Source organism: Streptomyces sp. NPDC006134, from assembly GCF_040628835.1.
Lineage (GTDB): Bacteria > Actinomycetota > Actinomycetes > Streptomycetales > Streptomycetaceae > Streptomyces.
Genome location: NZ_JBEXTV010000037.1, coordinates 37030 through 50746 on the forward strand (window position 1 = coordinate 37030; position 13717 = coordinate 50746).

Here is a 13717-nt window from a genome sequence, read left to right on the forward strand (position 1 = left end):
AAGAGGACGAAGGGGAAGAAACGTGTCCGCTCCACGCCTGAGGGCGACGCCGCTGCCGGGGATCGGGATGCAGTACGACCTGATGACCCGGGAACACCGCCATCTGTCGGTGGTGGCCCACCGCGACGGCGCCCGCACGGTGAGCGTGTACCGGGCCGACGACCCCGACTCCTGCGCCCAGTCGCTGCGGCTGACGGGTGCGGAGGCGGGCGCGCTGATCGACGCGCTGAAGCCGTCCCACCACAGCGCCAGCCTGCTGTACACCACGGACCTGGGGCTGGTCGCCGAGCGGATCGAGGTGTCGGCGATCTCCCGCTGGAACGGACGGGTGCTGGGCGACACGCGGATGCGGACCCAGACGGGCGCGTCGGTCGTCGCGGTGCTGCGGCGGGCCGAGGCGATCCCCTCGCCGGCGCCGGACTTCCGGCTGGCGGGCGGGGACACGCTCATCGTCATCGGCACGCGCGAGGGCGTCGACGCCGCCGCGGCCATACTCGGGCGGGAGTGAGCGAGCCGGTGCACTCCGCGGTCCTGCTGATCGAGTTCGGTTCCATCATTCTCGGCCTCGGCCTTCTCGGGCGGTTCGCCGCCCGCTTCCGGCTCTCCCCCATACCGCTGTACCTGCTCGCCGGTCTGGCCTTCGGCGAGGGCGGGCTGCTGCCGCTGGGCGCGAGCGAGGAGTTCGTGGCCACCGGCGCCGAGATCGGCGTCATCCTGCTGCTGCTCATGCTGGGCCTGGAGTACACGGCCGGCGACCTGGTCACCAACCTGAAATCCCACTATCCGGCGGGGCTGGTCGACGGGGCGCTGAACGCCCTGCCGGGCGCGGCGATGGCGCTGCTGCTGGGCTGGGGCCCGGTCGCCGCGGTCGTCCTGGCCGGGGTGACGTGGATCTCGTCGTCCGGCGTGATCGCGAAGGTCCTCGGCGACCTGGGCCGGGTCGGCAACCGTGAGACGCCCGTGATCCTCAGCGTCCTGGTCCTGGAGGACCTGGCGATGGCGGTGTACCTGCCCATCGTCACGGCCCTGGTGGCCGGGGTCGGGCTGCTGGCCGGGAGCGTGACACTGGCGATCGCGCTGGCGGCGGCGGGGCTGGTGCTGTTCGTGGCGGTGCGCTACGGCCGGGTGATCTCCCGGTTCGTCTCCAGCGACGACCCGGAGAAGCTGCTGCTGGTGGTATTGGGCCTGACCATCCTGGTCGCGGGCGTGGCGCAACAGCTCCAGGTGTCGGCGGCGGTGGGGGCGTTCCTGGTGGGCATCGCCCTGTCCGGTGAGGTGGCGGAGGGCGCGCACACGCTGCTGAGCCCGCTGCGGGACCTGTTCGCCGCGGTCTTCTTCGTCTTCTTCGGGCTGCACACCGATCCGGCCAGCATCCCGCCGGTGCTGCTGCCGGCCCTGGCGCTGGCCGTCGTCACCGCCCTGACCAAGATCGCGACCGGGTACTGGGCGGCACGGCGGGCCGGCATCTCCGTCAAGGGCCGCTGGCGCGCGGGCGGCGCGCTGGTGGCGCGAGGCGAGTTCTCCATCGTCATCGCGGGGCTCGCGGTCTCGGCGGGCATCGAGCCGTCGCTGGGGCCGCTGGCCACGGCGTACGTCCTGATCCTGGTCGTCCTCGGTCCGCTCACCGCCCGCTACACCGAGCCCCTGGCCACCCGTCTGACCCGCCGCCGTACCGCCGCCCGCCGGGACACCGGCGCCGAGCTGCCCGCGCCACGGACGGCGGAAGCGGAGGCGAAAGCGGAAGCGGGGACGGAAGCACCGGTGGGCGACTGAGGCGACGGGAAGGCTCCCGGCCGCCCGCGCGGGACCGGGACCGGAACAGGGCGGGCGGGCAGGGGCAGGGCGAGCCGGGCGGAGGAGCCCCGGTCAGTCCCCCTGCGGCACCCACCCCTGCCGCCGCAGCACACCCGCCACGTCCGGGGCCCGGTAGTGCTCCCCCTTGAGGACCTTGCCGTCGGCCCGGCGGACGACCTGGCCGTCGGGCCCGAGCTTGGTCATGTTGGAGCGGTGGATCTCGGCGATGACCTCGTCGAGGTCGATGCCGTGCACGAGGGCGGTGCCGTACGCGACGTACACGACGTCGGCCAGCTCGTGCGCGAGCCGGTCGAGCGGGCCGCGCACCGAGACCTCGGCCACCTCCGCGGCCTCCTCGGCGAGCAGTTCCCCCCGCTGGGCCGCCAGCTCGGCCGGGACCTCGCCGGGCGTGCTGCGGACGTCCAGCCCGAAGGCGAGGTGGAAGGCGCGGACCAGGTCGGCGGGCGAGGAAGAGCTGCTCATGCGCCGACTCTAACGGCCGCCTGTGACAGCCCCGCCCGACGGCTCCCGGTGCCGGACCCGCTCCACGGCTCCCGACGACGGTCCCACTCCACGGCTCCCGACGGCGGTCCCACTCCACGGCTCCCGACGACGGACCCCGCCGCGGCCCCTTCCCGCTCCGCTGTGCGCCCCGCCCTGTTCAGCGGCGGTACCGGCTGGCAGGATCACGCCCATGTCCACGCTGTTGCGCCGTATCGGCAGGCGCCGGGCCCTGCGAGGGGCGGTCGCCGGCGCCGTCGCCCTCGGGCTGCTGCTGTGGTGGCTGCTGCCCCTCGGTGAGGAGCCGCCGCGCGGGACGATCACGTTCAGCACCGGCACACGCGCGGGGGTGTACCAGAAGTACGGCGAGCTGTTGCGCACCGAGTTCGGCAAGGACATGCCGGACCTGAAGGTGCGGCTGCTGACCAGCGCGGGCTCCCAGGAGAACGTCGAGCGCGTGGCGACGGGGAAGGCCGACTTCACGATCGCCGCGGCCGACGCGGTGGAGACGTACAAGATCGCCGGCCGGCCCGGTGCCGACGGGCTGCGCGGGGTGGCGCGCCTGTACGACGACTACGTACAGCTCGTCGTGCCCGTCGGCTCGGACATCCGCTCCGTCGCCGACCTGCGGGGCAAGCGGGTGGCCGTCGGGCTGCCGCACTCGGGCGTGCGGCTGATCGCCACCCGGTTGCTGCGGGCCGCGGGCATCGACCCCGAGAAGGACATCACGCCCCGGTCGGACGGCATCGACACCGGGCCCAGGCGGCTCGGGGACCAGGTCGACGCGTTCTTCTGGTCGGGCGGGCTGCCCACGGACGGGCTGCGGCAGATCGCCGAGAAGGCCGCGTTCCGGTTCGTCCCCATCGAGAAGGATCTCGTCGCCCGGCTGCACACGTACAGCGGCGCGACCCGCTACTACCGCGCGTCCACCATTCCGGAGTCCGCCTATCCCACGGTCCAGAACGCCGTCCCCGTGCCGACGATGGCCGTGCCCAACCTGCTGATCACCCGCGAGGACGTCGACCCGCGGCTCACCGAGTGGCTGACCCGGACCGTGATCGAGAGCCGGGACGGCATCGGCGCGCACGTCCACTCCGCCCAGCTGGTCGACCTGCGCACGGCGATCTACACCGACCCCCTCCCCCTGCACGAGGGCGCCCGGCGCTACTACCGGTCGGTCAAACCGTAGGCACCGGGGAACCACCGGCGACGTCGGCGATGCGATCGACCAGCCCCTGGTCAAACCGTAGGCACCGGGGAACCACCCGCGCGCCCGGTCAGGCCGTGAAGCTGGTCGGCCGTGGCGATGAGGTGCTGGAAGGCCACCCGCGCGCCTGGTCAGGCCGCGGGCGCCGACCTCGGCACCGTCACCGTCACCGTCAGCCCGTGCGGCTCGTGGTGGCCGTACGAGACGGAGCCGCCGCCCGCCTCCAGCAGGGCCCGGCAGATGGACAGGCCCAGGCCGGACCCCTTGATGTTCTGGTGCCGTCCGCTGCGCCAGAAGCGGTCGCCGACGCGGGTGAGCTCCTCGTCGGTCAGGCCGGGGCCGGTGTCGGTGACGGTGACGGTGGCGGTGGCGCCGTCGGAGGCGACGGCCACCCGCACCGTCCCGTCCCGCGGCGTGAACTTCACCGCGTTGTCGACCACCGCGTCCAGCGCGCTGGACAGCGCCACCGGGTCGGCCCACGCCGTGGTCGCCGGGCACCGCCCCACCAGCCGTACACCCTTGGCCTCGGCGGTGGGCGCCCAGGCCGCCACCCGTTCGGCGGCCAGGGCGCCGATGTCGGTGAGCCGGAGGTCCGGCTCGGCGTGCTCGGCCAGGGCCAGGCCGAGCAGGTCGTCCAGGACGCGGGCCAGGCGTTTTCCCTCGGCCTGGACGGAGGCGATCTCCTCGTTGCCCTCGGGCAGTTCCAGGGCGAGCAGCTCGATGCGCAGCAGCAGCGCCGCCAGGGGGTTGCGCAGCTGGTGCGAGGCGTCGGCGACGAAGGCGCGCTGCTGCTCCAGCACGTCCTCGACGTGGTCGGCCATCTCGTTGAACGACTTGGCCAGCCGCCTGAGTTCCGGCGGTCCCCCGGCGGGCGCCACCCGGGACTTCAGCCGCCCGGTGGCGATGTCGTGGGTGGTGGCGTCGAGGACCCGTACGGGTCTGAGGACCCAGCCGGTCAGCCGCAGCGCGGCGCCGACGGCCAGCAGCATCGCGGCGACCTCGCCCGCGCCGATGACCAGCCAGCCGTGCAGGATGCGCGAACGCATCGGACCGGTGGGCGAGTCGGTGACCACGACCGCGACGACGTCGCCGTCCAGGATGACCGGCGAGGCGACCACCAGCCGGCCGCGTTCCCAGGGCCACACCTGCTGCGGGTCGTGGCTGCGGCGGCTGAGCAGCGCCTCGTCGAAGGCGGAGCGCACCTCGCCCGTCTGCGGGAGGAACCAGGTCGTCGGCGCGTTGGCCATGGGGATGTGATTGCGGTAGAAGACGCCCGCCCGAATGCCGTAGACGTCGTGGTAGCTGGTGAGTTCGCGCTGCAGGGTCGCCAGGCGCTCGTCGGTGACCGAGGGGCCGGCCCCGTAGGGCGCGTCGGTGACGAACTGGGCCAGCGCGGCGAAGCGGGCCGTGTCGTCGATGCGGTCGACGACGACCTCCTGCTGTTGGGCCGCGGCCACGCTGCCGGCGAGCGGGATGCCGAGCGCCAGCAGCACGGCCGCCATCAGGACGATCAGCAGGGGAAGGAGACGTGCGCGCACCCGGCCTCGCTAGGAGCCCGGGGCGACGAGGCGGTAGCCGACGCCGCGTACGGTCTCGATGAGCGCCGGCATGCGCAGCTTGGCGCGCAGGGAGGCGACGTGCACCTCCAGGGTGCGGCCGGTCCCCTCCCAGCTGGTGCGCCAGACCTCGCTGATGATCTGCTCCCGGCGGAACACCACTCCGGGGCGCTGCGCCAGCAGGGCGAGCAGGTCGAACTCCTTGCGGGTGAGCTGGACGGCCGTACCGTCCACGCTGACCCGGCGGGTCGGCAGTTCGATCCGGACGGGGCCGAACGCGAGAGCGCTGCCGCCGCCCGGGGCGGCCTCCTCGTGGGCGGTGCGCCGGCTGACGGCGTGGATCCGGGCGAGCAGTTCCCCGGTGTCGTACGGCTTGACCACGTAGTCGTCGGCGCCGAGGTTCAGGCCGTGGATGCGGGAGCGGACGTCGGAGCGGGCGGTGACCATGATCACCGGCGTGCTGGTGCGTTTGCGGATCTTGCCGCAGACCTCGTAGCCGTCCTGGTCGGGCAGGCCCAGGTCGAGCAGGACGACACCGAAGCCGCTGCCCTCGGGGACGAGCGCCTGGAGGGCCTCCTCGCCGCTGCGCGCGTGGGTGACCTCGAAACCGTGCCGGGCCAGGACCGCGGACAGGGCCGCGGCGACATGGTTGTCGTCCTCGACGAGCAGCAGTTTCATCCCGGCCCCCTTCGGTTCACCAGCCGTACGCTCGGTACGTGTACGAAAACGCGTGCACGCGCGCGTGTGTCCTGTGCAGTCACGCCGATGGAGACCGACGGCGTCAAGGGTGTTCCGGTTGCGGACCGCCTGAAGTTACCCGGACGATATGCGCCCAGGTGACAAGTGCTACGACACGTGTCCGATTGCTATCGGATCGTGATGCTCAGATTCCCCTCAGATGTAATGACGCAGGTCGTACGGGGTCACTAGTGTCCTCCGGAAACCGAGGAGGACGGAGCCTTAGAGCGATGACCGAAGTATCGGTGGCCAAGGAAGACGTGGCCGCGACCGACGAGCTGGTCGTCCTGAAGAGCGTCAACAAGCACTTCGGCGCGTTGCACGTACTCCAGGACATCGATCTGACGATCGCCCGCGGCGAGGTCGTCGTGGTCATCGGGCCCTCCGGGTCCGGCAAGTCCACGCTGTGCCGCACCATCAACCGCCTGGAGACGATCGACTCCGGCACGATCTCGATCGACGGCAAGCCGCTGCCCCAGGAGGGCAAGGCACTGGCCCGGCTGCGGGCCGACGTCGGCATGGTCTTCCAGTCCTTCAACCTCTTCGCGCACAAGACCGTGCTGGAGAACGTGACCCTGGGTCAGATCAAGGTCCGCAAGGCCGACAAGAGGCAGGCCGAGGAGAAGGCCCGCGCCCTGCTCGACCGGGTCGGGGTGGCCGCCCAGGCGGACAAGTACCCCGCGCAGCTCTCCGGCGGCCAGCAGCAGCGCGTCGCCATCGCGCGGGCGCTGGCGATGGACCCGAAGGTCATGCTCTTCGACGAGCCGACCTCGGCCCTCGACCCGGAGATGATCAACGAGGTGCTGGAGGTCATGCAGCAGCTCGCCCGCGACGGCATGACCATGATCGTCGTCACCCACGAGATGGGCTTCGCCCGTTCGGCCGCCAATCGCGTGGTGTTCATGGCGGACGGCCGGATCGTCGAAGAGGCCGCGCCGGACCGGTTCTTCAGCAATCCGCGCAGCGACCGCGCCAAGGACTTCCTGTCGAAGATCCTGCACCACTGACGCCACCGTCGGCGCCTCCGGCGACCGCGTCACCCGCTTCCGGTGATCACGTCACCCGCTTCCGGTGATCTCGTCACCGGCCGCGTGCCGTGCCGGCCGCTCCCGGCAACCGCGTCACCGGGGTCCGGCGACCGCGTCACCCGTCCCCGACGGCCCGCATCCGGTCTCCGTCCGGTCACAGCTCTGATCACAGCCAAAGGATGTTCACCATGAAGCTCCGCAAGGTCACCGCCGCCTCGGCCACCGTCTTCGCCCTCGCCCTGACCGCCACCGCGTGCGGCGGCGACGGCGACGACAACGGCTCCTCCGGCGGCGGCGACAAGAAGATCACCGTCGGCATCAAGTTCGACCAGCCGGGCCTGGGCCAGAAGACCCCGCAGGGTTACGACGGCTTCGACGTGGACGTCGCCACGTACGTCGCCAAGAAGCTCGGCTACAGCGAGGACCAGATCGAGTGGCGCGAGTCGAAGAGCGCCGACCGCGAGACCATGCTCCAGCGCGGCGACGTCGACTTCATCGTCGCGACCTACTCGATCACCCCGCAGCGCCAGGAGAAGGTCGACTTCGCCGGCCCGTACCTGCTCGCCCACCAGGACGTGCTGATCCGCGCCGACGACGACTCGATCAAGTCGCCGGAGGACCTCAACAACAAGAAGCTGTGTTCGGTGGTCGGCTCCACCTCGGCGCAGAACGTCAAGGAGAAGCTGGCGCCCAAGGCCCAGCTCCAGACGTACCAGACGTACTCGGCCTGCCTGAACGGCCTCCAGAACGGCGCCATCGACGCGCTGACCACGGACGACTCCATCCTCGCCGGTTACGCCGCCCAGTCCCAGTTCAAGGGCAAGTTCAAGCTCGGCGGCTTCAAGATGACCAACGAGAACTACGGCATCGGCGTCAAGAAGGGCAGCGACCTCAAGGACAAGATCAACAAGGCCCTCGAGGACATGGTCGCCGACAAGTCCTGGGACAAGGCCGTCCAGGACAACTTCGGGCCGGCGAACTACAAGCACGAGCCCGCGCCGAAGATCGGCGACATCAAGAGCTGAGGCAGCGCCTGACAGGGTGCGCCGCCCTGCGCGAGGGGCGGCGCACCGGGGCGGGCATCCCTACACGCGGAAGCGCGGGAGATCGTGTTCGACTTTCTTGAAGGTTACGACCTGCTGGGAGCCTTCTGGACGACGGTGCAGCTGACTGTGCTCTCCGCCGTCGGCTCCCTGATCTGGGGCACCCTGCTGGCCGCCATGCGCGTCGGCCCGGTGCCGCTGATGCGCGGTTTCGGGACCGCCTACGTGAACATCGTGCGGAACATCCCGCTGACCGTGATCATCCTGTTCACGTCACTGGGCCTGAACCAGACCCTGGGCGTCAGCCTCGGCGCGGACGACTTCGAGACGATCAACTTCCGGCTCGCCGTGCTGGGTCTGATCCTCTACACCTCGGCCTTCGTCTGCGAGGCGCTGCGGTCCGGCATCAACACCGTGCCCGTCGGGCAGGCCGAGGCGGCCCGCGCCATCGGCCTCAGCTTCAGCCAGGTGCTCGGCCTGGTGGTGCTGCCGCAGGCGTTCCGCTCGTCCGTCGGCCCGCTGGCGAACGTCCTGATCGCCCTGACGAAGAACACCACGGTGGCCGCCGCCATCGGTGTGGCCGAGGCGGCCCTGCTGATGAAGGAGATGATCGAGAACGAGGCGGCCCTGCTGCTGATCGCCGCGATCTTCGCGTTCGGTTTCGTGTGTCTGACGCTGCCGACCGGCCTGATCCTGGGCTGGGTGGGCAAGAAGGTGGCGGTGAAGCGATGAGCTCCGTTCTCTACGACGCCCAGGGCCCGCGCGCCAAGCGGCGCAACGTCCTGTTCACGGTCGTCTTCCTGGTCGCCCTGGCGGCCCTGCTGTGGTGGGTGTACCGCTCCCTCGACGAGAAGCAGCAGCTCGACTGGGAGAAGTGGAAGCCGTTCCTCTCCGGCACCGAGGCCTGGTCCACGTACATCTGGCCGGGTCTGGTGAACACCCTGAAGGCCGCGGCGCTGTCCATGGTCATCGCGCTGCCGCTCGGCGCGGTCCTCGGCATCTCCCGTCTGTCGGACCACGCCTGGATCCGCGTGCCGGCCGCGATCGTGGTGGAGTTCTTCCGGGCCATCCCCGTGCTGGTCCTGATGATCTTCGGTCTCGCCCTCTTCGCCGAGTACACCGACGTCAGCACGGACGTCCGTCCGCTCTACGCGGTCATCACCGGCCTGGTCCTCTACAACGCCTCCGTCCTGGCGGAGATCGTCCGGGCGGGCATCCTGGCCCTGCCCAAGGGGCAGTCCGAGGCGGCCCTGGCGATCGGTATGCGCAAGGGTCAGGTGATGCGGGTCATCCTGCTGCCGCAGGCGGTCACCGCGATGCTCCCGGCCATCGTCAGCCAGCTCGTGGTGATCGTGAAGGACACCGCCCTGGGCGGCGCCGTCCTCACCTTCTCCGAACTGCTCTCCGCGGCCAGCACGATGAGCGCCTACTACGGCGCCAACACCATCGCCAGCTTCACGGTGGTGGCGGTGATCTTCATCGCGCTCAACTTCGCCCTCACGTCCTTCGCGAGCTGGCTGGAGCGGCGGCTGCGGCGGGCCAAGAAGTCGACCGGCGCGGTGCTCACGGCGGACGACAACCAGCCGAACGCCGGGGCGACCGCGGGTGGCGGCGTCTGACACCCGGTCACCTCACTTGACGCGACTGGGCGCACGGGGGGCAGTGGCATGATCGCCACTGCCCCCCGTCGCTTGACGCAAGCAGCGGCAATAGGTTGCATACGTTCTGTGACCGTGCACCCTGCTCCACCTCTGTGTTCACCTGCGTCCCTCACGTCACCACCACGGGCAGGGGGCGTCGCGCCGTGGACCCGGTGATCATCGCCGGAGCGGGGCCCGTCGGGCTCACGCTCGCCCTGGCGCTGGCGCGTCAGGAAGTGCCGTGCGTCGTCCTGGACGAGGGCCCGGGCAAGGACGAGCCGCGTCCCGCGCGCACCGCCGTCCTGCACGAGGACACCGCCGCCCTCCTGGAACGGCTCACCGGGCTGCCGCTCGCCGAGGCCGGGGCCCGCTGGGCCGGATGGCGGTCGATGCGGCGCAAGCAGGTGATGCGCGAGATCCGTTTCGGCGGCCCCGGCGATCCCGGCGACTTCGGCGACCACGACGGCACCGACGGCACCGATGGCTTCGGCGACGAGCCCGGGGGCGAACAGGACGGCGCCGCCGCCCCCGCTCCACTGCACATCGCCCAGCACGTGCTGACCGGTGCCCTGCGCGCCGCCCTCGCCCGCGAACCACTCGTCAAGATGGCCGTGGACAGCCGCCTGGACACCCTCGAGCAGGAGTCCTCCGGCGTCACGGCCCACGCCCGCGGCCCCAAGGGCACCTGGTGGCGCGGCAGTTACCTGGTCGGCTGCGACGGCCCCCGCTCCACCGTGCGCAAACTCCAGGACATCCGCTTCCCCGGCCGTACGGCGGTGGAACGGCACGCCGTGGCCGCGCTGCGCACGGAACTGCCGTGGCCGGGCGAGGCGTTGCTGCACCGGATGCCGCCGTGGCGCATGTCCGGCCCGTCGGCCGGGGAGGTCACCGCCCGCCCGCTGCCGGACGGGGTGTGGCGCCTGGACTGGCTGCTGCCGCCGGGCAAGGACCTGGTCACGCCGGAGCTGCTGGTCACCCGCATCCGCGAGACGCTGGCCGGCTGGAGCGGCGGGTCCACACCGGCGTACGACCTGCTCGACACCGGCGTCCACATCGTCCACCACCGGCTGGCCCGCCGCTGGCGCGTCGGCCGGGTCTTCCTCGCCGGGGACGCGGCCCATCTGCTGGGCGCGCTCGGCACGCAGGGCCTCGACGAGGGGCTGCGGGACGCCGGCAACCTCGCCTGGAAACTGGCCCTGGCCTGGCACCACGGCCCGCACGAGGCCCTCCTCGACAGCTACCAGGCGGAACGGCGCGCGGCCGTCGCCGCCCGGCTGCGCGCCGCCGACCAGGCACTGCCCCTGCTGCGCGGCGGCGGAGGGCTGCGCGCCCGCATGCCCGGCGCCGCCCGCGGGCACGACGCGCTGCTCACCGACGGCCACCTGGGGCGCGGCACCCTGGGCGCGCCCGCGACGTACGCCGATTCGCCGCTGGCACCTCCTCGCCTCGACGGAGAGGTGCCCGTGGACACACCGCCGGGTGCGCAGGTCACCGATGTGCGGGTCACGGCGGAGGACGGCACCTTCGTACGGCTGCGGGACCGGCTCGGCCGGGGGGCGCTGCTGGTGGTGCTGATCGCGCCGGGCACGGGTGTGTGGGAACGCAAGCACTGGGTGACCGCCGGCGTCATGCCCCGGCTGGCGGCGGCGGTGACCGCGCTGCCGTGCCGTGCCGAGCTGCTGGTCGCCGAGAGCTATCCCGGCGCCGCCGCCCACACGGTGCTGCTGGTACGGCCCGACGGCCACCTGGTCACGGCGCTGAGCGGGGTGCGCCCGGCCGACCTGTACACGGCGGCCGAGGCCGCGGTGGGCGGTGGCGCGGCGAAGGCCGCGGCCGGTGCGGGAGCCTCGGCCGGGACGGGCGCGTAGGCCGGTCCGCACCGGGCGGGTCGCGGCGGCGCGCGGAGCGGCGACGGCGGCTGCTCGCCGGGCTCGTCCCGGAAGGCACTCACCGTCGCCGTCCCTCCTTGCGGTGACGGTGAGTTGACCGTTCCTCACCGGCGTGGTGTACTCCGGATCATGACCGACACGTGTGTGCGCCTGTGGCGGAGGGTCCATATGGACCTCGTCCGCTATGCGGGCTGCGTGTGTCGCCCCTCCTGCTGAATTCGCCTCATCTCCTCTTCGCGCGCCGCTTGTGCGCATGCGCGCTTCTCCGGGCCTCCACTCCGTCGCCCGTCCGCGCCCGCACGCCTGCACGCCTGCACGCCGCCGCGCGCGTCTCCCGCGAACTCTCACCAGGACGGTAACCCGTGTCTGCGACCACTCCCGCATCCCCTGTCGTCTCCCCTCCCACGCAGGCCGATCTCCTCGGCTTCGCCCAGCGCGCCGCCGCCGATCCCGGGCTGATCGCCTCCCTCCCTCTCGACCCGCACGGCCGCACCTGGGTACGGCTCGACGGGCCCGGCGGCAGCGAGGCGTGGCTGATCGGCTGGCCGCCCGGCGCGGGCACCGGCTGGCACGACCACGCCGACTCCGCGGGCGCCTTCGTCACCGCCTCCGGCGAGCTCGTGGAGCACTCGCTCGCCGCCCGGCTGCCCACCGAGGGCTGGACGACGCTGGAGCTCACCGCCGGCATCGACCGGGAACGCCGGCTGGCGGCCGGACAAGGGCGGGCCTTCGGCCGGCACCACGTCCACGAGGTGCTCAACGACTCCCCCGACCGGCACGCCGTCTCCGTCCACGCCTACTACCCGCCGCTGCCCCGCATCCGCCGCTACAGCCGCACCGGTCCGGTGCTGCGCCTGGAGCAGGTCGAGCGCCCGGAGGACTGGCAGTGAGCGGCGGCACGACGGGCCGGGCGGCGGACGGGGCGAGCGCGCGGCCCACCGGGATCGACGCGCTGCTGGAGCGTGTGCGCCAAAGCTACGAACGGGTCGGGCCCCGAGAGGCGTACGAGGCGTCCCGGGCCGGTGCGGCACTGCTGGTCGACATCCGGTACGCGGCCCTGCGCGAGCGGGACGGCCTGCTCCCCGGAGCCGTCGTCGTCGAACGCAACGAACTGGAGTGGCGTCTCGATCCGCTGGGCAGCCACCGTCTCCCGCAGGCCACCCGTCACGACCTGCGCATCGTCGTCGTCTGCAACGAGGGATACGCCTCCAGCCTGGCGGCGGAGTCCCTGCACCGCCTGGGGCTGCGCCGGGCGACGGACCTGGCCGGAGGGTTCCAGGCGTGGCGGGCGGCGGGGTTGCCGGTGCTGGCGCCGTAGGGGGCAGGAGGGCGGAAGCACGGCCGGCCGACGGTCAGGGCCCGCACATGTCCCGGCGGAACCCTTGTCTCCGTGCATCTCGGTCTCAGTACACCTCGCCGTCGAGGAAGTCCGTGTCCTCGCCCTCCTCCTCCAGCGCCTGCCGCACGATCCTGAGGGCCATGCCCTCGGGGTAGCCCTTGCGGGCCAGCATGCCGGCGAGACGGCGGAGCCGTTTGTCACGGTCGAGGCCCCGGGTGGAGCGCAGTTTGCGGTCGACGAGTTCCCGCGCGGTGGCCTCCTCCTGCTCGGAGTCGAGCTGGGAGACGGCCTCGTCGATGAGGGTGGGATCGACGCCCTTGGTCCGCAGTTCCCGGGCCAGAGCCCGCCGGCCCAGGCCGCGGCCGTGGTGCCGGGACTCCACCCAGGCGTCCGCGAAGGCGCTGTCGTCGATCAGTCCGACCTCCTCGAACCGGGACAGCACCTCCTCCGCGGCGTCGTCCGGGATCTGCCGCTTGCGCAGGGCGTCGGCGAGCTGCTTCCGCGTGCGCGGGGTCCCGGTGAGCAGGCGCAGGCAGATCGCCCGTGCCTGCTCGACCGGGTCCCCCGGAGGTTCCCCCTTCCCGGCCCTCGACGAGGCAGGGTCACCTCCGTCCTGGGTGGGCGGCTCTCCGCGGCCTTGTCGGCGACGTCCTCGAGAGGCGCCGCCCGCGCCACGTGCCCGGCCGCCACCGCGACGCGCTCCTCCCCCACCGGGCGAACCGTCGCCGTACGCGGCGTCACCGTACGCGGTGTCGTCGTCCGGCCCCGCTTCGTCGCCGTACCAGCCGTCCGCGGACACGCGTGCGCCCGCCCGGAACGGGCCCCCTTCCGCCCCGTACGCGCGGTCGCCGGCCCCGGCGGCGGAGTCCCCGCCGTATCCGCCGCCGTCCGCCCCGGCGAAGCTCCCGTTCGCTCCCCCCTGCTCACGCGTGGCGGCGTCCTGGGAGATGTACTCGGCCCAGTCGGTCCGTCGTGTCACAGG

At 72.3% G+C, this 13717-nt stretch carries 15 protein-coding genes; 11 read left to right on the forward strand and 4 right to left on the reverse strand.

Annotation, left to right across the window (positions count from 1 at the left end):
• Positions 1-22 precede the first annotated feature (22 nt).
• Positions 23-508, forward strand: a complete 486-nt coding sequence (locus ABZ340_RS23395) for a TrkA C-terminal domain-containing protein (protein WP_358783755.1) — start codon at positions 23-25, stop codon at positions 506-508.
• An 8-nt stretch (positions 509-516) separates the two neighbouring features.
• Positions 517-1773, forward strand: a complete 1257-nt coding sequence (locus ABZ340_RS23400) for a cation:proton antiporter (RefSeq protein WP_358783787.1) — start codon at positions 517-519, stop codon at positions 1771-1773.
• A 93-nt stretch (positions 1774-1866) separates the two neighbouring features.
• On the opposite strand, the gene ABZ340_RS23405 is transcribed toward ABZ340_RS23400, so the two are convergent.
• A complete protein-coding gene (locus ABZ340_RS23405) occupies positions 1867-2277 on the reverse strand; it encodes a MazG nucleotide pyrophosphohydrolase domain-containing protein (protein WP_358783756.1) in 411 nt (136 codons plus the stop codon).
• A gap of 211 nt (positions 2278-2488) precedes the next feature.
• Between ABZ340_RS23405 and ABZ340_RS23410 the strand changes: the two genes are divergently transcribed.
• Complete coding sequence (locus tag ABZ340_RS23410) at positions 2489-3484, forward strand: TAXI family TRAP transporter solute-binding subunit (protein WP_358783757.1); 996 nt, start codon at positions 2489-2491, stop codon at positions 3482-3484.
• A gap of 149 nt (positions 3485-3633) precedes the next feature.
• Here ABZ340_RS23410 and ABZ340_RS23415 read toward each other — a convergent pair whose 3' ends face one another.
• The gene (locus ABZ340_RS23415; RefSeq protein WP_358783758.1) at positions 3634-5040 is read right to left on the reverse strand and encodes a HAMP domain-containing sensor histidine kinase; all 1407 of its coding nucleotides are present in this window, start codon (positions 5038-5040) and stop codon (positions 3634-3636) included.
• Between the two features lie 9 nt (positions 5041-5049).
• Positions 5050-5736 carry a response regulator transcription factor gene (locus ABZ340_RS23420; protein ID WP_358783759.1) on the reverse strand — a complete coding sequence of 229 codons (687 nt, stop codon included), beginning with the start codon at positions 5734-5736 and terminating at the stop codon, positions 5050-5052.
• Between the two features lie 290 nt (positions 5737-6026).
• Here ABZ340_RS23420 and ABZ340_RS23425 point away from each other — a divergent pair, with 290 nt between their 5' ends.
• The 8 genes from ABZ340_RS23425 (at position 6027) to ABZ340_RS23460 (ending at position 12714) form a co-directional block, all read left to right on the forward strand.
• Complete coding sequence (locus tag ABZ340_RS23425; protein ID WP_358783760.1) at positions 6027-6803, forward strand: amino acid ABC transporter ATP-binding protein; 777 nt, start codon at positions 6027-6029, stop codon at positions 6801-6803.
• Positions 6804-7012: 209 nt separating this feature from the next.
• Entirely contained in the window at positions 7013-7849 is an 837-nt protein-coding gene (locus ABZ340_RS23430) for a glutamate ABC transporter substrate-binding protein (protein WP_358783761.1), read from the forward strand.
• Between the two features lie 84 nt (positions 7850-7933).
• A complete protein-coding gene (locus ABZ340_RS23435; protein WP_358783762.1) occupies positions 7934-8599 on the forward strand; it encodes an amino acid ABC transporter permease in 666 nt (221 codons plus the stop codon).
• Entirely contained in the window at positions 8596-9486 is an 891-nt protein-coding gene (locus ABZ340_RS23440) for an amino acid ABC transporter permease (protein ID WP_358783763.1), read from the forward strand. The genes ABZ340_RS23435 and ABZ340_RS23440 overlap by 4 nt, the downstream gene beginning before the upstream one ends.
• A gap of 185 nt (positions 9487-9671) precedes the next feature.
• On the forward strand, positions 9672-11375 hold the full coding sequence (locus ABZ340_RS23445; RefSeq protein ID WP_358783764.1) for an FAD-dependent monooxygenase: 1704 nt from the start codon (positions 9672-9674) through the stop codon (positions 11373-11375).
• 150 nt (positions 11376-11525) lie between these two features.
• Positions 11526-11612 carry a putative leader peptide gene (locus ABZ340_RS23450; RefSeq protein ID WP_313960178.1) on the forward strand — a complete coding sequence of 29 codons (87 nt, stop codon included), beginning with the start codon at positions 11526-11528 and terminating at the stop codon, positions 11610-11612.
• Between the two features lie 146 nt (positions 11613-11758).
• The gene (locus ABZ340_RS23455; RefSeq protein ID WP_358783765.1) at positions 11759-12286 is read left to right on the forward strand and encodes a cysteine dioxygenase; all 528 of its coding nucleotides are present in this window, start codon (positions 11759-11761) and stop codon (positions 12284-12286) included.
• Positions 12283-12714 carry a rhodanese-like domain-containing protein gene (locus ABZ340_RS23460; RefSeq protein ID WP_358783766.1) on the forward strand — a complete coding sequence of 144 codons (432 nt, stop codon included), beginning with the start codon at positions 12283-12285 and terminating at the stop codon, positions 12712-12714. The genes ABZ340_RS23455 and ABZ340_RS23460 overlap by 4 nt, the downstream gene beginning before the upstream one ends.
• Before the next feature lie 85 nt (positions 12715-12799).
• Here the strand turns inward: ABZ340_RS23460 and recX are convergent, their stop codons facing one another.
• The gene (gene recX, locus ABZ340_RS23465) at positions 12800-13714 is read right to left on the reverse strand and encodes a recombination regulator RecX (protein ID WP_358783767.1); all 915 of its coding nucleotides are present in this window, start codon (positions 13712-13714) and stop codon (positions 12800-12802) included.
• Between the last annotated feature and the right edge of the window lie 3 nt (positions 13715-13717).